Source organism: Streptomyces sp. NPDC050549, assembly GCF_040655035.1.
In the GTDB taxonomy this organism is placed as follows: Bacteria; Actinomycetota; Actinomycetes; order Streptomycetales; family Streptomycetaceae; genus Streptomyces.
In genome coordinates this window covers 376,730-403,159 of the sequence record NZ_JBFAJD010000001.1, presented here as the reverse complement: position 1 = coordinate 403,159, position 26,430 = coordinate 376,730, and the positions used below count along the sequence as shown (strand labels likewise).

The 26,430-nt window shown below is 70.3% G+C and carries 21 protein-coding genes; 5 read left to right on the top strand and 16 right to left on the bottom strand.

The window, feature by feature from the left end; genetic code table 11:
• Positions 1-3: 3 nt before the first annotated feature.
• The 8 genes from AB0I51_RS01795 to hrcA all read right to left on the bottom strand — a co-directional run bounded on the left by AB0I51_RS01795 (position 4) and on the right by hrcA (position 8,926).
• Complete coding sequence (locus AB0I51_RS01795; protein WP_362970321.1) at positions 4-357, bottom strand: histidine triad nucleotide-binding protein; 354 nt, start codon at positions 355-357, stop codon at positions 4-6.
• Between the two features lie 126 nt (positions 358-483).
• Positions 484-3,711: a S41 family peptidase gene (locus AB0I51_RS01790; protein ID WP_362970319.1), complete on the bottom strand. Its 3,228-nt coding sequence runs from the start codon at positions 3,709-3,711 to the stop codon at positions 484-486.
• A gap of 70 nt (positions 3,712-3,781) precedes the next feature.
• Positions 3,782-4,294 (bottom strand): hypothetical protein, encoded by a 513-nt coding sequence (locus AB0I51_RS01785; protein ID WP_362971119.1) that lies wholly within the window; start codon positions 4,292-4,294, stop codon positions 3,782-3,784.
• 144 nt (positions 4,295-4,438) lie between these two features.
• Entirely contained in the window at positions 4,439-4,831 is a 393-nt protein-coding gene (locus tag AB0I51_RS01780) for a VOC family protein (RefSeq protein WP_362970317.1), read from the bottom strand.
• A gap of 16 nt (positions 4,832-4,847) precedes the next feature.
• The gene (locus AB0I51_RS01775; RefSeq protein WP_362970315.1) at positions 4,848-5,600 is read right to left on the bottom strand and encodes a 16S rRNA (uracil(1498)-N(3))-methyltransferase; all 753 of its coding nucleotides are present in this window, start codon (positions 5,598-5,600) and stop codon (positions 4,848-4,850) included.
• The gene (locus AB0I51_RS01770) at positions 5,597-6,673 is read right to left on the bottom strand and encodes a nitronate monooxygenase (RefSeq protein ID WP_362970313.1); all 1,077 of its coding nucleotides are present in this window, start codon (positions 6,671-6,673) and stop codon (positions 5,597-5,599) included. Before AB0I51_RS01770 ends, AB0I51_RS01775 begins: the two co-directional genes overlap by 4 nt.
• 99 nt (positions 6,674-6,772) lie before the next feature.
• The gene (gene dnaJ, locus AB0I51_RS01765; RefSeq protein WP_362970311.1) at positions 6,773-7,909 is read right to left on the bottom strand and encodes a molecular chaperone DnaJ; all 1,137 of its coding nucleotides are present in this window, start codon (positions 7,907-7,909) and stop codon (positions 6,773-6,775) included.
• Complete coding sequence (hrcA, locus tag AB0I51_RS01760) at positions 7,910-8,926, bottom strand: heat-inducible transcriptional repressor HrcA (RefSeq protein ID WP_019074081.1); 1,017 nt, start codon at positions 8,924-8,926, stop codon at positions 7,910-7,912.
• A gap of 181 nt (positions 8,927-9,107) precedes the next feature.
• Between hrcA and AB0I51_RS01755 the strand changes: the two genes are divergently transcribed.
• Both AB0I51_RS01755 and AB0I51_RS01750 read left to right on the top strand, forming a co-directional pair.
• The gene (locus AB0I51_RS01755) at positions 9,108-9,833 is read left to right on the top strand and encodes an MBL fold metallo-hydrolase (protein WP_362970309.1); all 726 of its coding nucleotides are present in this window, start codon (positions 9,108-9,110) and stop codon (positions 9,831-9,833) included.
• A 31-nt stretch (positions 9,834-9,864) separates the two neighbouring features.
• Positions 9,865-10,674: a DUF3097 domain-containing protein gene (locus AB0I51_RS01750; protein WP_362970307.1), complete on the top strand. Its 810-nt coding sequence runs from the start codon at positions 9,865-9,867 to the stop codon at positions 10,672-10,674.
• Here the strand turns inward: AB0I51_RS01750 and AB0I51_RS01745 are convergent.
• The 3 genes from AB0I51_RS01745 to AB0I51_RS01735 all read right to left on the bottom strand — a co-directional run bounded on the left by AB0I51_RS01745 (position 10,652) and on the right by AB0I51_RS01735 (position 14,485).
• Positions 10,652-11,230, bottom strand: a complete 579-nt coding sequence (locus AB0I51_RS01745; RefSeq protein ID WP_362970305.1) for a Uma2 family endonuclease — start codon at positions 11,228-11,230, stop codon at positions 10,652-10,654. The two genes, AB0I51_RS01750 and AB0I51_RS01745, sit on opposite strands and share 23 nt — an antisense overlap.
• Positions 11,231-11,329: 99 nt before the next feature.
• A complete protein-coding gene (hemW, locus tag AB0I51_RS01740; RefSeq protein WP_362970303.1) occupies positions 11,330-12,562 on the bottom strand; it encodes a radical SAM family heme chaperone HemW in 1,233 nt (410 codons plus the stop codon).
• A 36-nt stretch (positions 12,563-12,598) separates the two neighbouring features.
• Positions 12,599-14,485: a SpoIIE family protein phosphatase gene (locus AB0I51_RS01735; RefSeq protein WP_362970301.1), complete on the bottom strand. Its 1,887-nt coding sequence runs from the start codon at positions 14,483-14,485 to the stop codon at positions 12,599-12,601.
• Between the two features lie 102 nt (positions 14,486-14,587).
• Between AB0I51_RS01735 and AB0I51_RS01730 the strand changes: the two genes are divergently transcribed.
• Positions 14,588-18,718, top strand: a complete 4,131-nt coding sequence (locus AB0I51_RS01730; RefSeq protein WP_362970299.1) for a HAMP domain-containing protein — start codon at positions 14,588-14,590, stop codon at positions 18,716-18,718.
• A gap of 11 nt (positions 18,719-18,729) precedes the next feature.
• Positions 18,730-19,314, top strand: a complete 585-nt coding sequence (locus AB0I51_RS01725; RefSeq protein WP_362970297.1) for a response regulator — start codon at positions 18,730-18,732, stop codon at positions 19,312-19,314.
• A gap of 24 nt (positions 19,315-19,338) precedes the next feature.
• Here AB0I51_RS01725 and AB0I51_RS01720 read toward each other — a convergent pair whose 3' ends face one another.
• Positions 19,339-21,222 (bottom strand): AMP-dependent synthetase/ligase, encoded by a 1,884-nt coding sequence (locus AB0I51_RS01720; protein WP_362970295.1) that lies wholly within the window; start codon positions 21,220-21,222, stop codon positions 19,339-19,341.
• Between the two features lie 228 nt (positions 21,223-21,450).
• Entirely contained in the window at positions 21,451-23,325 is a 1,875-nt protein-coding gene (gene lepA / locus AB0I51_RS01715; protein ID WP_362970293.1) for a translation elongation factor 4, read from the bottom strand.
• 276 nt (positions 23,326-23,601) lie between these two features.
• Between lepA and rpsT the strand changes: the two genes are divergently transcribed.
• Entirely contained in the window at positions 23,602-23,868 is a 267-nt protein-coding gene (gene rpsT / locus AB0I51_RS01710; RefSeq protein ID WP_019074070.1) for a 30S ribosomal protein S20, read from the top strand.
• A 269-nt stretch (positions 23,869-24,137) separates the two neighbouring features.
• On the opposite strand, the gene holA is transcribed toward rpsT, so the two are convergent.
• The 3 genes from holA to AB0I51_RS01695 all read right to left on the bottom strand — a co-directional run bounded on the left by holA (position 24,138) and on the right by AB0I51_RS01695 (position 26,411).
• A complete protein-coding gene (holA, locus tag AB0I51_RS01705; RefSeq protein ID WP_362970291.1) occupies positions 24,138-25,127 on the bottom strand; it encodes a DNA polymerase III subunit delta in 990 nt (329 codons plus the stop codon).
• A gap of 81 nt (positions 25,128-25,208) precedes the next feature.
• Positions 25,209-25,454 (bottom strand): hypothetical protein, encoded by a 246-nt coding sequence (locus tag AB0I51_RS01700; protein WP_362970289.1) that lies wholly within the window; start codon positions 25,452-25,454, stop codon positions 25,209-25,211.
• A 48-nt stretch (positions 25,455-25,502) separates the two neighbouring features.
• On the bottom strand, positions 25,503-26,411 hold the full coding sequence (locus AB0I51_RS01695; RefSeq protein WP_362970287.1) for an arylamine N-acetyltransferase: 909 nt from the start codon (positions 26,409-26,411) through the stop codon (positions 25,503-25,505).
• Positions 26,412-26,430: the final 19 nt, after the last annotated feature.

Here is a 26,430-nt window from a genome sequence, read left to right as displayed (position 1 = left end):
GAGTTACCCGGGGGGCCACTGCATGCCGCGGCCGCCCATGACATGGGCGTGGGCGTGGAACACGGTCTGGCCCACGCCGGTGCCCGTGTTGAACACCACCCGGTAGCTGTCGAGCTTCTCGTCCGCCGCGACCTCGCCGGACTCGCGCAGTACGTCGGCGGCGATGGCCGGTTCGGCGGCGGCGAGGGAGGCGGCGTCGGAGTAGTGGACCCGGGGGATCACCAGGACGTGGGTCGGAGCCTGGGGGCTGATGTCCCGGAACGCGACGGTGGTGTCTGTTTCGCGGACGATCGTCGCCGGGATGTGGCCCTCTACGATCTTGCAGAACAGGCAGTCGTCCTGCGGTTCCCCTGACATGTGGGATCCCCTCCGGGAGGTGAGCGGCGCTTTACGCGAGGCATCGTATCGTCGTCAGCTGCGGGTACGTGGGGGCTGGGCGCGCCCACGCGGCGGAGCCGCAAACCGATACAGCCCCGCGCCCCTTTAGGTGGGCAGAGTGGGCGGAGTTTTCGCCGGACTGGTCTCCAGTGCTTCCAACGCCAGGCGGATTGCTTCGTCCAGCTGGGCGTCCCGCCCCGCCGCGTAATCCTGTGGCCGCTGCACCACCTCCACGTCGGGATCCACCCCGTGGTTCTCCACCCCCCACCCGTAACCCTCAAGCCAGAACGCGTACTTGGGCTGGGTGACCAGCGTGCCGTCGACCAGACGGTAGCGGCTGTCGATGCCGATGACACCACCCCACGTACGCGTGCCGACCACCGGGCCGATGCCCAGTGCCTTGATCGCCGCGTTGACGATGTCTCCGTCGGAGCCGGAGAACTCGTTGGCGACGGCCACCACGGGGCCGCGGGGGGCGTCCTCGGGGTAGCTGTACGGGCGCATGCCTCGCGGCAGGTCCCAGCCGACGATTCGTCGCGCCAGCTTCTCCACGACCAACTGCGAAGTGTGGCCACCGCGGTTGTAGCGGACGTCGACCACCAGGCCTTCTCGGGCCACCTCCACGCGCAGGTCGCGGTGGATCTGGGCCCAGCCGGGGGCCTGCATGTCGGGGACGTGGAGGTAGCCGAGGCGACCGCCGGACTTCTCGTGGACGTAGGCGCGGCGGTCGGCGACCCAGGCGTGGTAGTAGAGCGGTTCCTCGTCGGCGAGGGGGACGACGACCGCGTGGCGGGGGTCGCCGCCGCCGGCCGGGGAGATGGTCAGTTCGATGGGCTTGCCCGCCGTACCGACCAGGAGGGGGGCGGGTCCGGTGACCGGGTCCACGGGCCGGCCGGCGACCGCGAGGATCGCGTCGCCCGCGCGGACGGCGACGCCGGGTGCGGCGAGCGGGGCACGGGCGGCCGGGTCGGAGGTCTCGGAGGGCAGGACCCGGTCGATCCGCCAACTGCCGTCCTCGTGACGGGAGATGTCGGCGCCGAGCAGGCCCTGCCGTTCGCCGTGGCCGTAGCCGCCGCGCGGGGTGACGTAGGCGTGCGAGGTGCCGAGTTCGCCGTGCACCTCCCAGAGGAGGTCGACGAGGTCGTCGTGGGTGGCTACGCGGTCGAGGACCGGGCGGTAGCGGTCGAGGACGCCGTCCCAGTCGACGCCGCTCATGTCGGCCCGCCAGAAGTTGTCGCGCATGACGCGGCCGGTCTCGTCGAACATCTGGCGCCATTCGGCGGCCGGGTCGACGGTCTGGCGGATGCGGGAGAGGTCGACGTTGATGTTCGAGTCGCTGTCGTCGTCCTCGGAGGAGGCGCGGCGGTCGCTCGGGACGACCCGCAGTTTGTGGTCGGTGCGCAGCAGGACGCGTTTGCCGTCGCCGCTGACCTCGAAGTGCTCGGCGTCCCCGGCGAGGTGCTCGATGCGCTGCTGGGCGAGGTCGTAGCGCTCCAACTCGGTTTTGGGGTCCGGGTCTTCGGGGGTCGCGCGGGTGGCGCCGAGGACGCCCTGTACGGGGTGGCGCAGCCACAGGACGCCGTCCTTGGCGGCGCGCAGGTTGGAGTAGCGGCCGGCCTCGACGGGGAACGGGACGATGCGGTCGGCGAGGCCTTCGAGGTCGACGCGGGTGGTGGGGCGGCCCTCGCTGTCGGGGGTCTCGTCCTTGTCGGGGGCCTCGAAGGGGCGGCCGTGCCGCTGCGGTCCGAAGGGGGACGGGGTGGTCGCGGCGAGAGTGATCAGGTGCGGGCGGTCGCCGACCACGAAGGCGAGGTCGAAGACGTGCTCGTCGTAGACCGGGTCGAAGGAGCGGGTGGAGAGGAAGACCAGGTGCTTGCCGTCGAGGGTGAAGGCGGGGGCGTAGTCCTGGAAGCGGAGGGGGGTGGCCTCGGTGACCGACAGGTCGGTGGTGTTGGCGAGTTTGAGCTGGCGCAGCGGGCGCGGGCCGGGGTGCGACCAGGCGAGCCAGGCGGAGTCGGGCGAGAAGGAGAGGCCGGAGGCGTCGCCGTCCGCGCTGCGGTCGACCTCGCGGACCTCGCCGGTCTCCCGTTCGATGAGGAGGACGCGGCCGTCGTGCGAGGCGACGGCGACGCGGCTGCCGTCGGGGGCGACGGTGAGCGCGAGGACGCGGCCGAGCTGTCCGGCGGCGATGCGGCGCGGGGTGGCGCCGGGGGCGAGGCCGGTGGCGGGGGCGAACTCCAGGGCGTCGTCGCCCTCGGCGTCCGTCACCCACACCACCCATTCCTCGCCGTCGACGCGGAAGGTGTGGGGCAGCCGGGCGCGGACGCCGGGGGTGGCGGCGAGAGCGCGGGCGGGGCCGGAGCGGTGGGTGATCCAGTGGACGGTGCCGCGGACGGCGACGGCGCTGCCGCGCGCGGTGTGGTCGGGCGACGCGGAGGCGAACCAGCGGGCGGCGGACACCGGGAAGGGCTGCTGGTCGGTGCGCTGTCCGCCGAGCCTGATGTCGAGCCGGCGGGGTTCGGCGCCGTCCAGGTCGTCCAGGAGCCAGAGTTCACCCGCGGAGGAGTAGATGATCCGGGTGCCGTCACCGGACGCGTGCCGGGCGTAGAAGCCGTCGAGCGGGGTGTGGCGGCGCAGGTCGGAGCCGTCGGCGAGGGAGGAGTAGAGGGCGCCGGTGCCCTCGTGGTCGGAGAGGAACGCGATCCTCTCCCCCGCCCACACCGGGTACTCGAGGTTGCCGTCCAACTCCTCGTGCAGGCGGGTGAATTCGCCGTCACCGTCACGGTCGATCCACAGCTTGCCCGCCGTGCCGCCCCGGTAGCGCTTCCACCAGGCGGCCTCGCGGCCCATGGGTGCGGAGAGCAGGACGGTGGCGGCGGGGCCGATGGCGACATCGCCGACGGGCCCGTAGGGCAGGGTCGTTGCCGGTCCGCCGTCCAGCGGGATCGCGCGGGCCCAGCTGAGGCGGAGGTTCGCCTGGCCGTGGGTGCTGATCGCGAGAACCTGGCCGTCCACCGTCCAGCCGCGCACCTGGGTGCGTGAACTCCCCCAGTGGGTGAGGCGTTTGGCCGGTCCGCCGTCGACCGGGGCGATGTGGACCTCGGGGGCGCCGTCCCGGGTGGAGGTCCAGGCGACGGTGGTGCCGTCGGGCGAGATGCGCGGGTGCGTCACCGGCACGTTCTCCGCGCTGACCCGCCAGGCCCGGCCGCCGTCGAGAGGGGCCAGCCACACGTCGTCCTCGGCGGTGAAGGCGATCAACTCGCCGTGCAGGTGCGGGAAGCGGAGATAGGCCTGGAGACCGGCCTGGGCTGCGGACGCTGAGGGCTGAGTCACCTGATCAGCGTATGCAGCGGTGGCCCGCGCCGACAGCGGTTTGGATCACTTGCCCGCTGTGGAAGGGTCCTCACTTGCCCTCCACGGGCCAGCAGGTCGGGTCGCCCTTGCACCAGATGGTCTTGGTGACCGTGACGGTGACGGTCGGTCCCGGGCCGTAGGTGAGGCTCGGGTTCGGGTTGACCACGGACGAGGGTGTCGCCGCGTTGCAGTCGCCCAGGCCGGTCACGTGGAACACCTGCTTGCCGCCCACCTTGGCGACCAGGTCTCCGCGCACACAGGCGCCGTCGACGGCCCGGGTGACCTTGCCGGTGATGGTGATGTCCCGGTTGTCGTTGGTCTGCCCCTGGCAGTCGACGGAGACGACGGTGGACTCGGTCGGCGAGGGTGTCTTCCCGGGCGTGTAGGCCTTGTTGCCGCTGCCGTAGTTGCCCGTGCAGGTCAGATAGCGGACGCTCACATGGTCCCGCTTGAGCTCCGCGGTCGCCGTCTTGTCGGTGGTGTACGCGACGGTCGCCGCGCTGAGATCACCGGGCTGGCACGCGACGACCCCGCCCACGGACACCATCGCGAGCCCCGCCACAGCGGCCACCCGCCGTCCGCGGGGCCGACGCCAGTTCTGCCTCAACGCCCCCATGGACGGCAGCCTGCCACCGTCGGGGCGCACACGGAAGAGCGCATACGGCCACCCGTGCGCCCAGGGCGCAGTCACCCGGCGCACGACCGGTCAGCCCCGCAGCAGCAGCCACTCCTGAAGCTCCACCACATTGCCCTCGGGGTCCTTGAGATGGGCGACCCGCATCCGGTCCGTCATCGGCGCGGGGCCATGGAGGAGGGCCGCTCCCCGGTCGGTGATCTGTTCGCAGTACGCGTCCAGGTCGTCGACCCGCAGCACCACCAGCGAGCGGTGCCCGGCCACCAACTCCCCCATCTCACCGAGGACTTGGGCCATCATCGCGCGGTCCTGCAGCGCGATCCCGGCCGACCCGGCGGTGGGCCTGAACTTCTCGTACGGTCCCTCGGTCGCCCCCGACTGCGGCTTCAGGCCGAGGACTTCGGCGTAGAAGCGGTAGCAGGCGGCGAAGTCGGTGACGAGCAGCCTCACTTGGGCCAGTTCCACGACGGTCTCCCCTCGTTCAGGACCAGCGTCCGGTACGGCCCAGGAGCAGGGCGGTGGCCGCTGTCCCGGCGGTCGATGTGCGCAGCACGCTACGCCCGAGCCGGTAGGCCTTCGCCCCGGCCTCCTCGAAGAGGGCCAACTCCTCGGGGGAGACGCCTCCTTCGGGGCCCACGACCAGCACGATCTCGCCCTCGGCGGGGAGTTCGGCGGTGGCCAGCGGCTCGCTGCCGTAGTCGCGGTCCTCGTGGAGTACGGCGGCGAAGTCGGCTTTGGCGAGAAGTGCGGCAACCTGTTTGCTCGTTGCCGCGTCCGCCACCTCCGGGAAGCGCAGCCGGCGGGACTGCTTGCCGGCCTCGCGGGCGGTGGCCCGCCACTTCGCGAGGGCCTTCAGACCCCGCTCGCCCTTCCATTGCGTGATGCAACGGGAGGCCGCCCAGGGGACGATGGCGTCGACGCCGGTCTCGGTCATCGTCTCCACGGCCAGTTCGCCGCGGTCGCCCTTGGGTAGGGCCTGGACGACGGTGATGCGAGGGGTGGGCTCCGACTCGACGGGGAACGCGTGGAGTTCGACGATCAGCCGGTCCTTGCCCTCGGCCCTGAGGACCACCCCGGCGGCGCCCCGGCCCTGTCCGTCCGTGAGTACGACGTCCTCGCCGGGCTGCAGCCGTCGTACGGAAACGGCGTGCCGTCCCTCGGGGCCGTCCACCTCGGCGACGGAGCCGGGGCCGACGCCCGCCAGGGACTCGACCACGAACACCGGCGCCGTCATCGGAGCTCACCCCCGGCGGACAACGCTGTCCGGGCGGCGGCCAGTTCGGCGACCAGTACCTCGACCAGCTGGCCGGCCGGCAGCTCGCGTGCCATGCGGTGGCCCTGTCCGGCCCACAGCGCCATGCCCTGCGCGTCGCCGGCCGCGGCGGCCTGCTTGCGGAGCGGGGTGGTGAGGTGGTGGACCTCGGGGTAGGCGGCGGGGGCGTACGGGCCGTGCTCGCGCATGAAGCGGTTGACCAGGCCGCGGGCCGGGCGGCCGGAGAACGCGCGGGTCAACTCGGTACGCGTGAAAAGGGGGTTGGTGAGTGCCTGCTTGTGCAGGACGTTCGCCGCGGACTCGGGGGTGGCGAGGAACGCCGTGCCGAGCTGGGCCGCGCGCGCGCCCGCCGCGAGGGCGGCGGCGATCTGGCTGCCGCGCATCAGACCACCGGCGGCGACGATCGGGAGACTCACCGTCTCGCGGATCTGGGCGACCAGGGAGAGCAGCCCTATGCCGGAACCGTCGTTCTCCGGGAGGTCGCGGTGAGTGCCCTGGTGGCCGCCGGCCTCGACGCCCTGCGCGATCACCGCGTCGGCGCCGGCCCGCTCCACGGCGAGGGCCTCCTCGGCGGTGGTCGCGGTGACGAGGGTGAAGGTGCCGGCCCGGCGCAGCGAGTCCAGCACCTCACGGGTCGGGACGCCGAAGTGGAAGGAGGCGAAGGACACCGGGTTGTCGAGCAGCACGGACAGCTTCGCGTCGTAGCCGTCCTCGCGGCCGCTGTCCGGGTCGCCGAGTTCCGTGTCGTACCAGGCGGCCTCGCCGGCCAGCTGGTGGGCGTAGACGTCGACCGCGGCCTTGTCCGCGTACTCCGGCTGCGGCACGAAGAGGTTCACGCCGAAGGGGCGGGCCGTCAGGCTCCGCAACTGCTTGATCTCCTGGTACATGCCGTCGGCGGTCTTGTACCCGGCGGCGAGGAACCCCAGCCCGCCGGCCTCGGACACGGCAGCCGCGAGGCGCGGTACGGAGACACCGCCCGCCATGGGGGCCTGCACGATCGGATGCGGGAAAAGATCGGTCAGTGCGGAGGACATGACGGCATGTTGTCACGTCCTCCGAACAAGTCCGAATCCGGCCTTCCGCCGGGCACAGGACGGATGCATGCCCGGGCGGAGACCGGTTCGACGACCGGTTCAGCGGCCGTTGAAAGCGTCCTTCAGACGGGAGAACAGCCCCTGCTGCCCCGGCTGGAACGTCCCCATGGGGCGCTCCTCGCCGCGGAGTTTCGCCAGCTCCCTGAGGAGGCGTTCCTGCTCCACGTCGAGCTTGGTCGGGGTGGTGACCTCGACGTGCACGATGAGGTCGCCCCGGCCGCCGCCGCGCAGATGCGTGATGCCTCTGGTGTGCAGCGGGATCGACTGGCCGGACTGGGTGCCGGGCCGGATGTCGACCTCCTCCATGCCGTCCAGCGTCTCCAGCGGCACCTTCGTGCCGAGGGCCGCCGCCGTCATCGGGAGGGTGACCGTGCAGTGCAGGTCGTCGCCGCGGCGCTGGAACATCGCGTGCGGCAGCTCGTGGATCTCGACGTACAGGTCACCGGCGGGGCCACCACCGGGGCCGACCTCGCCCTCGCCCGCGAGCTGGATCCGCGTGCCGTTGTCCACACCGGCCGGGATCTTCACCGTCAGCGTGCGCCGCGAGCGGACGCGGCCGTCACCGGCGCACTCCGGGCACGGCGTCGGCACGACGGTGCCGAAGCCCTGGCACTGCGGGCAGGGGCGGGACGTCATGACCTGGCCCAGGAAGGACCGGGTCACCTGGGACACCTCACCGCGACCGCGGCACATGTCGCAGGTCTGGGCGGAGGTGCCGGGGGCCGCGCCCTCGCCGTTGCAGGTGTTGCAGACGACGGCCGTGTCGACCTGGATGTCCTTCGTGGTGCCGAAGGCCGCCTCGTCGAGCTCGATCTCCAGCCGGATCATCGCGTCCTGGCCGCGGCGGGTGCGCGAGCGCGGTCCGCGCTGCGACGCCGTACCGAAGAACGCGTCCATGATGTCCGAGAAGTTCCCGAAGCCGCCCGCGCCGAAGCCGCCGGCTCCACCACCGCCCGCCTGCGAGAGGGGGTCGCCGCCGAGGTCGTAGACCTGCTTCTTCTGCGGGTCCGAGAGCACCTCGTAAGCGGCGTTGATCTCCTTGAACCGCTCCTGGGTCTTCGGATCCGGATTCACGTCCGGGTGCAGCTCGCGCGCGAGCCGGCGGAAGGCCTTCTTGATCTCATCCTGCGACGCGTCGCGACGCACGCCGAGAACGGCGTAGTAGTCCGTGGCCACTTAGGACTCCGCCAGGATCTGTCCGACGTACCGTGCCACTGCGCGTACCGCTCCCATCGTTCCCGGGTAATCCATGCGGGTCGGTCCGACCACGCCGAGCTTGGCGACTGCCTCGCCGCCCGAACCGTAGCCGACCGACACCACCGACGTGGAGTTGAGTCCCTCGTAGGCGTTCTCGTGACCGATCCGTACGGTCATGCCCGAATCCCCCGCCTCACCAAGCAACTTGAGGAGGACGACCTGCTCCTCCAGGGCTTCCAGGATGGGGCGGATGGTGAGGGGAAAGTCATGTCCGAAGCGGGTGAGATTGGCGGTGCCGCCGATCATCAGCCGCTCCTCGGTCTCCTCGACGAGGGTCTCCAGGAGGGTGGAGAGCACCGTCGCGACCGTGCCGCGGTCCTCGTTCTCGAAGGCCTCCGGCAGGTCCTGCACGAGCTGCGGCACGTCCGCGAAGCGGCGGCCGGCGATCCGGCTGTTGAGCCGCGCGCGTAGATCCGCGAGCGAGGACTCCCCGAAGGGCGCCGGGCAGTCCACCATGCGCTGCTCGACCCGCCCGGTGTCCGTGATCAGTACGAGCATCACGCGCGCGGGAGCCAGTGACAGCAGCTCCACGTGGCGCACGGTCGAGCGGGTCAGCGAGGGGTACTGCACGACGGCGACCTGCCGGGTGAGCTGCGCTAGCAGCCGTACCGTACGGCCCACGACGTCGTCGAGGTCGACCGCGCCGTCGAGGAAGTTCTGGATGGCCTTGCGCTCGGGGCCGGTCATCGGCTTGACGCCGGCGAGCTTGTCGACGAACAGGCGGTAGCCCTTGTCCGTGGGGATGCGCCCGGCGCTGGTGTGCGGCTGGGCGATGTACCCCTCGTCCTCCAGGGCCGCCATGTCGTTGCGCACGGTCGCCGGGGAGACGCCGAGGCTGTGCCGCTCGGTGAGCGCCTTGGAGCCCACCGGCTCCTCGGTGCCGACATAGTCCTGGACGATGGCGCGCAGCACCTGAAGCCTGCGTTCGCTGAGCATCGCGCACACCTCCAGTTCTGGTCGCCTTTGTCGCCGCTTGTCGCGAGCCCGCCCTTTCCTGGCACTCTGTGCGCGTGAGTGCCAGCGTTCCCCGGCCAGTGTACGGCCGTGAGGTACACCCCGGGCAAGGCCGGTCCTGCGATGTCACGCCGTGGGGTGCCGTCACAGTTAGCGTCGCCGTATGACGGTGACTTGGGAAGAGGCGGGGTGGGAGCGGCTGGCCGCCGGGGTGGGGCGGTGCCGGCTGCCTGGCTGGGACTGCACGGTCGGTCTGGTCGTCGGGGGCGGCTCGGCGCTCATGATCGACGCGGGGTCGAGTGTGGCGGAGGGCGCGCGGTTGCGTACGGAGGCGCAGTCGCTCGCCGGGCGCCGTGTGACCCATCTCGCGCTCACCCACGGCCATTTCGACCATGTCTTCGGGGCGGCGGAGTTCGCGGACGCGGAGGTGTTCGGGGCGGTGGGCGTGGAGCGCGTGTTGGCGGACGAGCGGGAGGCACTCCGTAGGGACGCGGTCGAAAACGGCCTCCACGCGCGCGTGGCCGACGAGGCCGTAGCCGCCCTGACGTATCCGCGTCACCTGGTGTCGGACGATTGGCCCCTCTCCCTCGGCGACGACCGAGAGGTCCTGCTGGCGAACGTCGGGCCCGGGCACACCGCCCATGACCTGGCGGTGCTCGTCCCCGGCTCCCCGGCGGTCGTCTTCTGCGGCGATCTGGTCGAGGAGTCCGGCGAACCCCAGGCGGGGCCCGACGCCGTACCGTCCCACTGGCCGGCCGCCCTGGACCGCCTCCTCGGCCTGGGCGGTGAGGACGCGGTGTACGTGCCCGGTCACGGAGCGGTGGTGGACGCGGGGTTCGTGCGGGCCCAACGGGACGCGTTGGCAACCCGTTTCGGCGTGTCGCGGTGACGTCTCCCGGCCTTCTCCTATCGTCATCCGAATGCGCCAGTACTCCGCCGACCTGACCCCTCCGTGGAAGAAGCCCAGGCCCGTCCCCGAGGTCGCCGCGGAGGCGGGCCTGGTGGTCGAGGAGCCGGGCACCGGTTTCTGCGGCGCGGTGATCCGCTGCGAGGCCGGCACGGTCACCCTGGAGGACCGCTTCGGCAAGCACCGGGTGTTCCCGCTGGAGCCTCGCGGCTTCCTCCTGGAGGGCCGGGTGGTCACCCTGGTCAGGCCTGTGTCCAGTCCGCTACGGCCCACCCGCACGGCATCCGGTTCGGTCGCCGTTCCCGGTGCACGCGCGCGTGTGGCCCGCGCCGGGCGGATCTACGTGGAGGGCCGGCACGACGCCGAGCTCGTCGAGCGGGTGTGGGGCGACGACCTGCGCATCGAGGGTGTGGTGGTCGAGTACCTGGAGGGCGTCGACGACCTGCCGGCCATTGTGGACGAGTTCGGTCCGGGCCCGGACGCGCGGTTGGGCATCCTGGTGGACCACTTGGTGCCGGGCACCAAGGAGTGGCGCATCGCCCAGTCGGTCACCAGCGAGCACGCGCTCGTCGTGGGCCACCCCTACATCGACATCTGGGAGGCCGTGAAACCGTCCTCCGTCGGCATCGCCGCCTGGCCCCGCGTCCCGCACGGGCAGGACTGGAAGACGGGGGTGTGCCGGGCCCTGGGTTGGCCGGAAAACACCGGTGCGGTGTGGCAGGCGATTCTGGCCAAGGTCCGGTCCTACAAGGACCTGGAGCCGGAACTGCTGGGGCGGGTGGAGGAGTTGATCGACTTCGTCACGGATAGCGGTGAGGCTTGACGTTGGGGAACGTTCCGAACTCGCTGGTGTCGAGTTCGAGTCCCAGAACCTCCAGCGGGACCGGATTGCCGAACTTGATGATCTCCTGGCTGAGGTAGTCGGCATCCTCACCCTGGCCTGCGGGCTTCGTCAGCAGGACACACTGCGCCATGATCGGATCGACGAGAAGGTAGGCGGGAACCTTTCCCGCCGCGTAGATCGACCGCTTGACCGGATAGTCGTGGTGGACACTGGACTTCGACACGACCTCGACCGCCAGAGTGATCAACCGGGACGGCACCAGATTGCCTGAGGCCGGGACCACCCCACGCTCCGACACGATCAGGTCCGGAATGGGTTCGCTGGCCTCCCCGACGATCTCCACATCCTGGGTCTGGAGGCGATCCCAGCGCTGCCGAGGGATCTGGTCCTGCACATCGGCAACGATCATGTTGTGCACGATGTCAGGGCTGGCCATCATCACGACCACCCCCCGAAGAAGCTCCACCTTGAGTCCCTCGGGCGGCTCGAACCCCTCGAAGAACCTGGTCACCCCACGCTCGTCCACAGCGGTCATCTCCATGGCCTCCACATCCGCCGCGTGCTGTCGGCGGCAGCCTGCGAACCAGGTTAGGCACCGAACCTGAGTTCCGGAGCGATTCACTCGCCCGAGTGATCAGTCCACCAGATCCCGCACCACCGCGTCCGCCAGCAACCGCCCCCGCAGCGTGAGCACCGCGCTCCCCTCCTCGTACGGCCCCGCCTCCAGCAGCCCCTCCCCCAGCGCCCGGCGCGAAGCCGCGAGCCCCTCCGGTCGGAGCAGGTCCAGCGGGACCCCCTCCCGCAGCCGTAGCTCCAGCAGGACGCGCTCCACGCGGCGGTCCTCCGCCGAGAGGATCTCGCGGCCCGCGCCAGGTGAGCGCCCCGCCGCCAGCGCCCCGGCATACGCCCCCGGATGCTTCACGTTCCACCACCGCACGCCGCCCACGTGCGAGTGCGCTCCGGGGCCGGCGCCCCACCAGTCGGCGCCGCGCCAGTACAGCTCGTTGTGCAGACAACGGCCGGATTTCGACGTCGCCCAGTTCGAGACCTCGTACCAGTCGAAGCCCGCCGCCGACATCACCTCGTCCGCGATGAGGTACCGGTCGGCGTGCACGTCGTCGTCCGTCATCGGGACCTCGCCCCGGCGGATCCGGCGGGCGAGCTGGGTGCCCTCCTCGACGATCAGGGCGTAGGCGCTGATGTGGTCGGGTCCCGCGCCGAGCGCGGCGTCGAGGGACGCGCGCCAGTCGTCGTCCGTCTCGCCCGGGGTGCCGTAGATCAGGTCGAGGTTGACGTGGTCGAAGCCGGCCGCGCGGGCCTCCGCCACGCACGCCTCGGGGCGGCCCGGGGTGTGGGTGCGGTCCAGCACGCGCAGCACATGTTGCTTCGCGCTCTGCATGCCGAAGGAGACGCGGTTGAAGCCGCCGTCGCGGAGGGCCGCGAGATAGGCGGGATCGACCGACTCCGGGTTGGCCTCGGTCGTGATCTCCGCGTCCGGGGCCAGGCCGAACTCGTCCCTGATCGCGCCCAGCATCCGTACGAGATCGCCCGCCGCCAGCAGCGTGGGCGTGCCGCCGCCGACGAAGACCGTGCGGACCGGGCGCGGGTCGTCGCCGAGGACCTTGCGGGCCAGGCGGATCTCGTCGGTCAGGGTGTCCGCGTAGTTGTCGCGGGAGGCCAGCACTCCGCCGGTGCCGCGCAGCTCGGTCGCCGTGTAGGTGTTGAAGTCGCAGTAGCCGCAGCGGGTCGCGCAGTACGGGACGTGCAGATAGAACCCGAGGGGGCGGTCGGCGGCCCCGGCGAGCGCCTGCGCGGGCAGGGCGCCGTCGTCGGGGACGGGGTCGCCGTCGGGGAGTGCGGAAGGCATGTCCTCCATTGTCCAGCACCGGGCGGACTCCTCCGCCTACTCGGCCTGGAGCACCAGCAGCGCCATGTCGTCCTCCGGCGGACGCCCCCCGAACTCGTGCACCAACCGCTTGATCCGCTCCGCGATCAGCTCGGCGCCCAACCCCGCACACCCGGCGAGCACCGTCGCGAGGCCGTCGCCGTCGTCGAACTGGACGGAGCCGGAGCGGCGCTCGGTCACCCCGTCCGTTACGCACAACAGGCTGTCGCCGGGGCGTAGTTCGAAGGTCTCGCTGGTGTAGGTGACGTCCTCGACGACACCCAGGAGGGTCTGTGGGCGGGCGGCCGTGGCTACGGAGCCGTCCGGTCCGAGGAGCAGCGGCAGCGGGTGTCCGGCGGAGGCCAGGGTGCAGCGGACGCCGCCGTCGAAGGGGACGAGCTCGCCGTAGAGGAGGGAGAGGAAGCGGGGGCCGTCGCCGACCGGGCCGGGCATGCCGCCCGCGGCGACCAGGGCGTGGGCCGCCGCGTCGGCCGCTTCCGTGGCGTCGTCCAGGAGGAGCTGGTTGAGGCGGTCGAGGACGTCGGCGACGCGGTAGCCCTCGCGGGCGAGGAGGCGGAGCCAGGGGCGGGCCAGGCCGATGACCACGGCGGCCTCGGGGCCCTTGCCCTGGACGTCGCCGAGGGCGAAGCACCAGCGGCCGTCGCCGGCCGGGAAGAGGTCGTAGAAGTCGCCGCTGGGGCCGCCCTTGTCGCAGGGTTCGTAGACGAGGGCGCTGTGCACACCGGGGATCGCGGCGACGGCGCCGGGCAACAGGCCGCGCTGGAGGACACGGCTGATGGTGGCCTGGCGGGCGTACTGGCGGGCCGCGCCGATCGCGAGCGCGACCCGGCGGCTGAGGTCCTCGACCAGGCCGGTGACCTCGTCGGGGAAGCACGGCAGCCCGGACCGGCCGATGACGAGCGTGCCGAGCGGACGGCCGCCCGCGATCAGCCGGTACGCGAGTGCCGCGCCGTGGGTGCCGTGCGGGCCGAGGGCGTCGGCCGGCCAGGGGTAGGACACGGGCCTCAGCGAGTCCTGCGGGCGCGGTGGGTGCTTCTCCAGGGCGCCGCGCAGTTCCTCGATGCGGTTCTCGCTGCCGTGCCAGACGCGGGCGAGGCGCGGCCCGGCGCCGGCGTCCTCGCCCCAGCCGCCGCGGCCCATCGACTCGTCCTCCAGCCATACGGCGCACCAGTCGGCCAGTCTCGGCACGATGAGCTGCCCGGCGAGCGCGGCGACCAGGTCCTCGTCGAGCTGTCCGGCGAGGAGGTCGGAGGCCTCGGCGAGGAAGGAGAGGGCGCCTCGGCCGAGCCAGTCCCGGTCGCGTTCGGCACGTTGGGGTTCGGGGGCGAGGCTCTCGGCGACGCGCAGGCCGCGTTCACCGCCGTACGTCTCCAACTCCTCCTCGGCCGAGCTGCCTTCGGCGGGCAGGCGGGCCCACACGGTCTTGATGCCGGTGCGGTAGGTGACGCCCCAGGCCTCGGCGAGCGTGGAGACGAGCCGCAGCCCGCGCCCGAACTCCGGTGTCTCGTACGCCGGTTCACTGCTGTTGTCGCGCGGGGCGCGGGAGGGGTGGTGGTCGGCGACCTCCACGACGACGGACCGGGCGTCCTCAAGTCGGCAGAGCAATTCGACGTCCGTTCCCGCGTGGACGACGGCGTTGGTGACGAGTTCGCTGACGACGACCATCGCGTCGTCGGCGAGCCGGTCGGTGAGGTGTTCGGTGCCGGGCAGGGCGAGTTCGGTCCATTCGCGGAGCGCGGTGCGCACCAGGCCGCGGGCGGAGCCGGGCGCGAGGGGGCTTCCGGAGAGCGTGGCGCGCATGGTCGTGCGCGGGTCCGCGCCGTGGTGCGCGGGCGCGTCGGGAGCACGCGAAGTGGTCTCCCGTTGCGTCGGAATTGCCCCCATGCACAGCTCCCCGAGCAGATCGGACGAATACGCCTCGGTCGATGCGGACAGAGTGACAGACTGGCCGCGGCCATAAGCGCCGAGTTACCGAAGTGGGCCGCCATGGGTGAGAACAGTGCTACGCGTGTGCTCGAAGACGGACACAAAGAGGACTGGATTCGAGCATCGGAACTCCGCCCTCTGCTCGCCGTGATGACGGCGGCCCGGGACGGCGACTTCACGAAGGCGCCGGAGACGGGTCACGGCATGGTGGCCGAACTGACCGCCGCCTTCAACCAGATCATGGACCGCAGCACCCATTTCAACTCCGAGACGCAGCGCGTCAAACGGGAGCTGATCCGCCACGGCCGCCTCGACGAACGCCTCTCGGCCAGCCCCGGCCAGGGCGGCTGGGCCTCCCGCGTCAACGACGTCAACCAGCTCCTCGACGCCCTGGTCGCCCCGGCCGCCAACGCGACCCGGGTACTGGACGCGGTGGCGGGCGGCGATCTGACCCAGCGGGTGGACCTGCACGACGGCAGCAGGCAGTTGCGCGGTGATCTACGGCGCCTCGGCCGCACGGTGAACAAGATGGTGGACCAACTCTCCCTGTTCACCGGTGAGGTGACCCGGGTCGCCCGCGAGGTCGGCACCGAGGGCAGGCTCGGCGGGCGGGCCAAGGTGCAGGGCCTGTCGGGCAGCTGGCGGGACGTGACCGAGGCGGTCAACACGATGGCGTCCCGGCTGACCGCGCAGGTGCGGGACATCGCCCTCGTGACGACGGCGGTGGCGCGCGGCGACCTGACGCGGACGGTCACCGTCGAGGCGACCGGCGAGCTGCTCGAACTGAAGCTCACCGTGAACACGATGGTCGACCAGCTCTCCGCGTTCGCCGACGAGGTCACGCGCGTCGCCCGCGAGGTGGGCACCGAGGGGCAGTTGGGCGGGCGCGCTCAGGTGCGGGGTGTGTCCGGGGTCTGGAAGGACCTCACCGACAACGTCAACTTCATGGCGTCGAACCTGACTTCGCAGGTGCGGAACATCGCCCAGGTGACGACCGCCGTCGCCAACGGCGACCTGTCCCAGAAGATCACCGTGGACGCTCAGGGCGAGATCCTGGAGCTGAAGTCGACCATCAACACGATGGTCGACCAGCTCTCCGCCTTCGCCGACGAGGTCACGCGCGTCGCCCGCGAGGTCGGCACCGAGGGCAACCTCGGCGGACGCGCCCAGGTGCGGGGCGTCTCCGGCGTCTGGAAGGACCTCACCGACAACGTCAACTTCATGGCGGACAACCTGACTTCACAGGTCCGCAACATCGCGCTGGTGTCGACGGCCGTGGCACAGGGCGACCTCGGCAAGAAGATCACGGTGGAGGCCAAGGGCGAGATCCTGGAGCTGAAGTCGACCATCAACACGATGGTGGACCAGCTCTCCGCCTTCGCCGACGAGGTGACACGCGTGGCCCGCGAGGTCGGCACGGAGGGCAACCTCGGCGGGCAGGCGCAGGTGCGGGGCGTCAGCGGGGTGTGGAAGGACCTGACGGACAACGTCAACTTCATGGCCCTGAACCTGACTTCGCAGGTGCGGAACATCGCCCAGGTGACGACCGCCGTGGCCAACGGCGACCTGTCGAAGAAGATCACGGTCGACGCGCGCGGCGAGATCCTCGAACTGAAGGACACCGTCAACACGATGGTGGAGCAGCTGCGCGCCTTCGCCGACGAGGTGACCCGGGTGGCCCGCGAGGTCGGCACCGACGGCCGACTCGGCGGCCGGGCCCAGGTGCTGGGCGTCTCCGGCGTCTGGCGCGACCTGACCGACAACGTCAATTACATGGCCGACAACCTGACTTCACAGGTCCGCAACATCGCGCAGGTCGCGACGGCGGTGGCGCAGGGCGACCTGTCGAAGAAGATCGACGTGGACGCGCGCGGCGAGATCCTGGAGCTGAAGACCACCATCAACACGATGGTCGACACCCTCTCCTCCTTCTCCTCCGAGGTCACGCGTGTCGCGCGCGAGGTCGGTTCGGAGGGCCAACTCGGCGGCCAGGCAAGGGTAGAGGGCGTCTACGGCACCTGGAAGCGCCTGACGACCAACGTGAACGAACTCGCGCTCAACCTCACCACGCAGGTCCGCGCGATCGCCGAGGTGGCCTCCGCGGTGGCGCAGGGCGACATGTCACGCTCGATCACGGTCGAGACCCAGGGCGAGGTCACCGAGCTGAAGGACAACATCAACCTGATGGTGGCCAACCTCCGCGAGACGACCCGCGCGAAGGACTGGCTGGAGTCCAACCTGGCCCGCCTGGCGGCCCTGATGCAGGGACACCGGGACCTGATGGAGGTCGCCGACCTGATCCTGCGCGAGCTGACCCCGCTGGTGAACGCCCAGTACGGTGCGTTCTTCCTGGCCGACCCCGACGAGGACAGCCTGCGAACGACCATCCCGGCCAAGGGACTTGCCTTCATCGCCGGGTACGGATCTGCGCAGGGCGCGACCGTCGACACGGGCGGCATGCCGGTGCACGGGCTGGTCCGGCAGGCGGCACGGGAGAAGAAGCGGATCCTGGTGGACGAGGCCCCGCCGGACTACATCAAGATCAACAGCGGGCTCGGGGAAGCGGCCCCGGCGAGCGTGGTCATCATCCCGATCATCTTCGAGGACAAGCTCCTCGGCGTCATCGAACTGGCCTCCTTCTCCCGCTTCTCCGACGTGCACCTCGCGTTCTTCGACCAGTTCGTCAACACCATCGGCGTCGCGATCAACACCATCATCGCCAACTCCCGCACGGAGTCCCTGCTCGGCGAGTCCCAGCGCCTCGCGATGCAGTTGCAGGAACGTTCGGACGAACTCCAGAAGCAGCAGGCCGAGTTGCAGCGCTCCAACGCCGAACTGGAGGAGAAGGCAGCCCTGTTGGCGACCAGCTCCCAGTACAAGTCGGAGTTCCTGGCGAACATGAGCCACGAGCTGCGCACCCCGCTCAACTCGCTGCTGATCCTGGCCCGCCTGCTGTCGGACAACCCGGACGGCCATCTCTCCGACCAGGAAGTGCAGTTCGCGACCACGATCCACCGCTCCGGCTCGGACCTCCTCCAGCTCATCAACGACATCCTCGACCTCTCGAAGATCGAGGCGGGCCGGATGGACGTACGCCCCAAGCGCCTCCCCCTCATCAAGCTCCTCGACTACGTCCACGCCACGTTCCGCCCGCTCACCCTGGACCGGGGGCTCGCCTTCGAGGTGTCGGTCGGCGAGGACGTACCGCGCGAGATGTGGTCGGACGAGCAGCGGCTCCAGCAGATCCTGCGCAACCTGCTGTCCAACGCCATCAAGTTCACCGCCACCGGCCGGGTCGAACTCCGCGTCAGCCGGGTCAAGGACCCCGACCACCGCTACTCCCACGACAGCGACGAGGTCATCGCGTTCGCCGTCTCCGACACCGGCATCGGGATCGCCGCCGAGAAACTCCCGGTGATCTTCGAGGCCTTCCAGCAGGCCGACGGCACGACCAACCGGAAGTACGGCGGTACGGGGCTGGGACTGTCGATCAGCCGGGAGATCGCCGGGCTGCTCGGCGGCCGTATCGTCGCGGAGAGCGAGCCGGGCAGCGGCTCGACCTTCACGCTGTACGTCCCCGTCGTCAGCCCCGGCCACGCGGCGACCGGGCGGACCACCGAGGACCAGGAACTGCCCACGACGACCGAGGAGTTGTCGGCCGAGCCGTTCACCGGGCACGAGGTGGACGACTCGTGGCCGACGCCCACCAAACTGGAGGCGTGGAAGGCCGGCCGGGCAGGTCAAGTACTTCCTGGGCGGCGGGTGTTGATCGTGGACGACGACATCCGCAACGTCTTCGCGCTCACCCATGTACTGGGCCGCGTCGGCATGCCGGTGCTCTACGCGGAGAACGGCCGCGAGGGCATCGAGACCCTGGAGCGCAACCCCGACGTCGAACTCGTGCTGATGGACATCATGATGCCGGAGATGGACGGGTACGAGACCATAGCCGCCATCCGCCGCGCCCCGCGCTGGACCGGCCTGCCCATCGTCGCGCTCACCGCCAAGGCGATGCCGGGCGACCGGGAGAAGTCCATCGCCCGGGGCGCCAACGACTACGTACCCAAGCCGGTGGACGTGGACCAGCTGCTGACCGTCGTCTGCGCCCTCCTGGACCCCGAGACCGAGACCGACATCGCGGGGACCGATGCGGGTACAGGGGAGACGGCGATACCGCCCACGACTGAGTGAGGCCCGTCATCATGAGCGCTGAGGCAACGACCGACGAGCGCGCGAGCATCCTCCTGGTCGACGACATGGAGGACAACCTGCTCGCACTGGAGGCCGTCCTGAGGTCCCTCAACGAGCCACTGGTACGCGCTCGTTCGGGCGAGGAGGCGATGAAGGCGCTGCTGCGGCAGCGCTTCGCCGTCGTCCTGCTGGACATCCGTATGCCGGGCATGGACGGGTTCGAGACCGCCGCCAACATCAAACGGCTCGACCAGACCAAGGACGTCCCGATCATCTTCCTGACCGGCAGCGACTCGGACGCGGGGTATGCGTTCCGTGGCTACGCCACCGGGGCGGCCGACTACTTGACCAAGCCGTTCGATCCGTGGGTGCTGCGGGCGAAGGTCACCGTCTTCCTCGAACTGCACCGCAAGAACCAGTTGTTGGAGCGGATGCTGGCCCGTGAGCAGGGGCAGTTCGAGGAACTGGCGTCGCGCCTCAAGGAGATCGAGGCGCACATGGTTGCCAGCACGGTGACCGAGGTGCAGGAACTTCGGCACCAGGTGCGGGAGTTGGGCCAACTGGTGCGGGACTTGCGGCGGGGGCAAGGACATTGAGACCGGGCCCCCGGCACCACAGGGTCACGCCTCCCGAGAACCCGCGTACATCTCGTCGATCAGGTGCTTGTACTCGCGTTCCACCACCGGGCGCTTCAGCTTGAGGCTCGGGGTGATCTCGCCGTGTTCCACGTCGAGGTCGCGCGGGAGGAGGCGGAACTTCTTGATGGTCTGCCAGCGCTGGAGGCCCTCGTTGAGCTCCTTGACGTAGCCCTCGACCAGGGCGACCGTCGCGGGCGCGGCGACGACCTCGGCGTAGGACTTGCCCTCGAGGCCGTTGTCCTTCGCCCAGTCCAGGATGGACGGTTCGTCGAGGGCGATGAGCGCGGTGCAGAAGTTACGGTCGGCGCCGTGCACCAGGATGTTGGAGACGTAGGGGCAGACGGCCTTGAACTGGCCCTCGACCTCGCTGGGCGCGATGTACTTGCCGCCGGACGTCTTGATGAGGTCCTTCTTGCGGTCGGTGATGCGCAGATAGCCGTCCGGGGACAACTCGCCGATGTCGCCGGTGTGGAACCAGCCGTCCGGCTCCAGGACTTCGGCGGTCTTCTCGGGCAGCCCGTGGTAGCCCTCCATGATGCCGGGGCCGCGCAGCAGGATCTCGCCGTCGTCCGCGATGCGCACCTCCGTGCCGGGCAGCGGCTTGCCGACCGTGCCGGTGCGGTAGGCCTCGCCGGGGTTCACGAAGGAGGCCGCGGAGGACTCGGTCAGACCGTAGCCCTCCAGGATGTGGATGCCGGCGCCGGCGAAGAAGTAGCCGATGTCGGGCGAGAGCGCGGCGCTTCCGGAGACACAGGCGCGCAGCTTGCCGCCGAAGGCCTCGCGGATCTTCGCGTAGACCAGCGCGTCGGCCACCTTGTGCTTGGCGGCGAGACCGAAGGGCGCGGTGGCCGTGCCGGTGCGGCGGAAGTTGTCCTGGGTGACCTTGGCGTACTCGCGGGCGACCTCCGCCGCCCACTGGAAGATCTTGTACTTGGCCGCGCCGCCGGCCCGCGCCTTGGCCGCGACCCCGTTGTAGACCTTCTCGAAGATGCGCGGAACGGCCGCCATGTACGTCGGCTGCACGATCGGCAGCTGCTCGATGATCTTCTCGGGCCTGCCGTCCACCGCGGTGACGTGCCCGATCTCGATGTGGCCGGACGTGAGCACCTTGCCGAAGACGTGCGCCAGCGGCAGCCACAGGTACTGCACGTCCTCGGGACCGAGCAGCCCGGTCGCGGCGATGGCCTTCGCGAGATAGGACCAGTTGTCGTGCGGGAGCCGGACGCCCTTGGGGCGGCCGGTGGTGCCGGAGGTGTAGATGATCGTCGCGAGCTGGTCCTTGGTGATGCCCGCGATCCGCTCCTTGACCAGATCCGGGTTCTTCTCCAGGTACGCGGCACCGCGCTGCTCCAGCTCGGCCAGACTCAGCACCCAGTCGCCGGTCTCCGCGGTGTCGACGCCGGTCGGGTCGATGACCACGACATGCGTCAGTTCGGGCAGCTCGGCGCGCTTCTCCACGGCCTTGGCGAGCTGCGTCGCGTCCTCCGCGATCAGGACCTTGCTACCGGAGTCGGCGAGGATGAAGGTCGACTCGTCGGCGTTGGTCTGCGGATACACCGTGGTCGTGGCGGCGCCGGCGCACATGATGCCCAGGTCGGCGAGGATCCACTCGATCCGGGTGGCGGAGGCGAGCGCGACGCGCTGCTCGGGCTGTACGCCCAGTTCGATCAGACCGGCCGCGATCGCGAAGACCCGCTCGGCGGCCTGCGCCCAGGTCAGCGACTTCCAGTCGTCGGGGCCCTCGCCGGAGGCCGCGGGCACCGGGTGACGGTAGGCCTCGGTATCCGGCGTGGCCGCCACTCGCTCCAGGAAGAGGCCCGCGACGGACGGCGGACGGTTCTCGATCAGGGTCTGTGTGTCGCTCACGACATCCTCCGGGGGCCCGCGACGGTGCGGCTGGCTCAGTGCTACGGCTGTTGTTTAACTCGCGAGTAACCATCGAGCAGTGATCAGAGTAAGGCGCGACCGGCCGGTGCGTAAGGGGCGGCGGACTGTCGCTTCCTACAGAGCCAGGACGCGGGGCCCGCCGCGCCACAGCACGACGGGCCCCGGGGATCGCCTCGGTTTGCTCCGGAATTCCGATGTATGGGACCGCTACTTCTTGCTCTTGGCGCCGCCACCGCTGTCGTCACTGGACAGCACCGCGATGAACGCCTCCTGGGGAACCTCCACGGAACCCACCATCTTCATCCGCTTCTTGCCCTCTTTCTGCTTCTCCAGCAGCTTCCGCTTGCGCGAGATGTCACCGCCGTAGCACTTGGCGAGGACGTCCTTGCGGATGGCGCGGATCGTCTCGCGGGCGATGACCCGGGAGCCGACGGCGGCCTGGATGGGCACTTCGAAGGCCTGCCGCGGGATCAGTTCCCGCAGCTTGGCGACCAGCCGCACGCCGTACGAGTACGCCGCGTCCTTGTGCGTGATCGCCGAGAAGGCGTCCACCTTGTCGCCGTGCAGCAGGATGTCGACCTTGACCAGACTGGAGGCCACCTCACCGGTGGGCTCGTAGTCCAGCGAGGCGTAGCCGCGGGTCTTGGACTTCAGCTGGTCGAAGAAGTCGAAGACGATCTCCGCGAGGGGAAGGGTGTAGCGGATCTCCACCCGGTCCTCGGAGAGGTAGTCCATGCCGAGCAGGGTGCCGCGCCGGGTCTGGCACAGCTCCATGATCGAACCGATGAACTCCGACGGCGCGAGGATCGTGGCGCGCACGACGGGCTCATAGACCTTGTCGATCTTCCCCTCGGGGAACTCGCTCGGGTTGGTGACGATGTGCTCACTGCCGTCCTCCATCTCGACGCGGTACACCACGTTCGGCGCGGTCGCGATGAGGTCGAGGCCGAACTCGCGCTCCAGCCGCTCCCGGATCACGTCCAGGTGCAGCAGCCCGAGGAAGCCGACGCGGAACCCGAAGCCCAGCGCCGCCGAGGTCTCCGGCTCGTACACCAGCGCGGCGTCGTTGAGCTGGAGCTTGTCGAGGGCGTCGCGCAGCTCCGGGTAGTCAGACCCGTCCAGCGGATACAGCCCGGAGAAGACCATGGGCTTGGGGTCCTTGTAACCGCCGAGCGCCTCGGTCGCCCCCTTGTTCAGGGTGGTGATGGTGTCACCGACCTTGGACTGGCGGACGTCCTTCACACCCGTGATCAGATAGCCGACCTCGCCGACCCCGAGCCCGTCGGCACCGAGCATCTCCGGCGAGTTGGTGCCGATCTCCAGCAGCTCGTGCGTGGCGTTGGTCGACATCATCCGGATCCGCTCGCGCTTGTTGAGCTGCCCGTCGATGACACGGATGTACGTCACGACACCGCGGTAGGAGTCGTAGACCGAGTCGAAGATCATGGCGCGGGCGGGCGCGTCCGCGTTCCCGACCGGCGCCGGGATCTCCTGGACGACCTTGTTCAGCAGCGCGTCGACACCGATACCGGTCTTGGCGGACACCCGCAGCACGTCGTCGGGCTCGCACCCGACGAGGTTGGCCAGCTCCTCCGCGAACTTCTCGGGCTGCGCGGCCGGCAGGTCGATCTTGTTCAGTACGGGGATGATCGTGAGGTCGTTCTCCATCGCCAGGTAGAGGTTGGCGAGGGTCTGGGCCTCGATGCCCTGGGCGGCGTCCACCAGCAGCACGGTGCCCTCGCAGGCGGCGAGCGACCGCGAGACCTCGTACGTGAAGTCGACGTGTCCCGGAGTGTCGATCATGTTGAGGATGTGGGTGGTGCCCTCGTCGCCCCCGTCGGTGGGGGCCCACGGCAGACGCACCGCCTGGGACTTGATCGTGATGCCGCGCTCGCGCTCGATGTCCATGCGGTCGAGGTACTGAGCACGCATCTGCCGCTGGTCGACCACTCCGGTCAGCTGGAGCATCCGGTCGGCGAGCGTGGACTTGCCGTGGTCGATGTGCGCGATGATGCAGAAATTGCGGATCAGCGCCGGGTCGGTACGGCTCGGCTCGGGCACATGGCTGGGGATCGCGGGCACGCAGGGTCCTGATTCTTGAGGCGTCCGCAGTGTCTGCGGTCTCGGGTCGGATCGATACGTAGGCTCCATGGTCCCACGCGTGGGAGGCGCGGTCCGGTGTGGGCCGGTGCGAGACGGTAACGGATCGCGCCGTGGTAGCCGGTTTGGGTGGGCCGGTGGGCTGCTGGTAGCCTGGGTGGCTGTGTCTCCTGCCCTCTCGGCACGAGACACACCCCAAGAAAAATCATCGGCCCGGGACCCGTGCGGCCCCGTGCCAGAACCTGCAAAGGCTCATTCGTGGCGAACATCAAGTCCCAGATCAAGCGGATCAAGACCAACGAGAAGGCTCGGCTGCGCAACAAGGCCGTCAAGTCCTCCCTGAAGACCGCGATCCGCAAGGCCCGCGAGGCCGCTGCCGCGGGTGACGTCGAGAAGGCCACCGAGTACCAGCGCGCTGCCGCGCGTCAGCTCGACAAGGCCGTCTCGAAGGGCGTCATCCACAAGAACCAGGCCGCCAACAAGAAGTCGGCGCTTGCTTCCAAGGTCACCGCGCTCAAGGGCTGATCCTTCCGCACTTGCCTCGGCCCGCGCTCGCGCGGACCGGACCAGTAGCAATCCGCCGTGAGGACAACGTCGAGCCCTCTACCTCGATTCACGGACAGACATCGTGGTCGCCACGCCACGTACAGTGCCCCCGGACCCACTTCGGGGGCATTGCTGTATCCCCGGCCGGGCGCTTTGGAGCCCGCCCCTGGCCTGCCTCTCGCCTGCCTCTGACTGACGGCAGGGTCTCGGGCCTGTCCCCGGCACCTGCCCGTTTGCCGGGCAGGAGGTCAGGACTGTCCCCGGGACCGAGCGGCCCGGGCGATCGTGACGACCGCCTTCTCCAACGCGTACTCCGGATCGTCCCCACCGCCCTTCACCCCCGCGTCCGCCTCGGCCACCGCCCGCAGCGCGACGGAGACCGCGTCCGGTGTCCAGCCCCGCATCTGCTGCCGCACCCGGTCGATCTTCCACGGCGGCATCCCCAGCTCACGCGCCAGATCCGCCGGCCGCCCGCCCCGCGCGGACGACAGCTTCCCGATCGCCCGCACCCCCTGCGCCAGCGCGCTGGTGATCAGCACCGGCGCCACTCCGGTGGACAGCGACCACCGCAGCGCCTCCAGCGCCTCCGCCGCGCGCCCCTCCACGGCCCGGTCCGCGACCGTGAAGCTCGACGCCTCGGCCCGCCCCGTGTAGTACCGCCCGACGATCGCCTCGTCGATGGTCCCCTCGACGTCGGCGACCAACTGGGAGACAGCTGACGCAAGCTCCCGCAGATCGCTGCCGATGGAGTCGACGAGCGCCTGGCAGGCCTCCGGCGTGGCCGATCTCCCGGTCGCCCGGAACTCGCTCCGCACAAAGGCCAGCCGGTCCGCCGGCTTCGTCATCTTGGGACAGGCCACCTCCCGCGCACCCGCCTTGCGCGCGGCATCGAGCAGCCCTTTGCCCTTGACCCCGCCCGCGTGCAGCAGCACCAGGGTGATCTCCTCGGCGGGCGCCCCGAGATACCCCTTCACGTCCTTGATCGTGTCGGCGGACAGATCCTGCGCGTTGCGTACGACCACGACCTTGCGCTCGGCGAAGAGCGACGGGCTGGTCAACTCGGCGAGTGTGCCGGGCTGCAGCTGGTCCGAGGTCAGGTCACGTACGTCCGTGTCGGCGTCGGCGGCCCTGGCGGCGGCCACCACCTCCTGCACGGCACGGTCGAGCAGGAGGTCCTCCTGGCCCACGGCAAGGGTCACCGGGGCGAGAGGGTCGTCATTCGCAGTGTTCTTGGCCATCTCGCAAAGCATCGCACGCGGCACTGACAACGCGGGGCGGGTGCCGGTCGGGGTGAGTGAAGCGGGGTGGGTTCGCGGGTGTCACGGCTCCTCGCGCCAGCCGTCCCACTCCCCCGCGAACGCGTCCAGCTCACAGGCGTCGAGCCGTCCGCGCTCGTCCCGCAGTACGAGCAGCCACTGCGCGTCCTCGGCGTCGTCCTCGCCGGCCAGCGCGTCCCGCACCAACTGCGGTTCCTCGTCGAGGGCGAACCGCTCCCCGAGCGCCTCCGCCGCCTCCTCGGCCGCGTCGCGGTCGGGCAGCACCAGCACATGTCTCACATCGCTCACGGGGACATTTTCCGGTACGGCCGCGGGCTCGCGCGCACCCACCCACGGCTACGCGGGCGTGCGCACCGTCGGCACCTCCTCCAGCTCGATCCCGAACCGCTCCCGGTACACCGCCAACACCTCCTCGTCCGTTGCCAGTTCACGCACGTCCCGGGTCCCGTCCGCCGCCGTCACCGTCAGGCCACGACCGCTGAGCGTGATCCTCCCTCCGTCGTCCGTGAGCCGCGAGCAGACCAGGGACCGGGTGAAATGCGACGCCGGTGAAGTGGTCTGCCACCACGCCGCGGCCACGAAGTCACCGAGCACCCGGGACCGCGTCTCCAACCGGTACTCGGGTTTGCCGTTCCGGACGACGTCCAGGTCCGTCAGGGCCGCGAGGCCTTGCGGGTCCGGCAGGTCCGCGAGGCCTTGCGGGTCCGGCAGGTCCGCGAGGCCTTGCAGGTCCGGCAGGTCCGCGAGGCCTTGCAGGTCCGGCAGGTCCCCGGAGTTCGCGGACTCGGCGATCCTGAACATGCCGCCGGGGTCCGCCTGTTCACCCCGTTCCTCGAAGGCCAGGGGATAGTGGCTGTGCGTCCCGAACCCCACGTCGGCCAGCCACACACTCCCGTCCACCGTCCGCACCCGCAGCGCGAGATGGTCGTACGGGATTCCCAGCCGCCCGCCGTCCCCGTACACCCGCGCCGACAGCAGCGCGACCTCGAATCCCAGCGCTGCGAGCAACGCGCCGAACAGTCCGTTCAGTTCGTAGCAGAAGCCGCCTCTGCCCGCGCCCACGACCTTGTCCAGGAGCCGCTTCTCCTCCAGCACGATCTCCTCTCCCAGATGAATCGACAGATTCTCGAAGGGCACGGTCTGCAGATGGCGCAGGTGCAGCTCGCGCAGAACATCGACGGTGGGCAGCGCCGGGCGCGGAACTCCCAATCGGCGGAGGTAGGCATCAACCTGTGCGGGATTCATGCCACCAGTCTCACGCCGA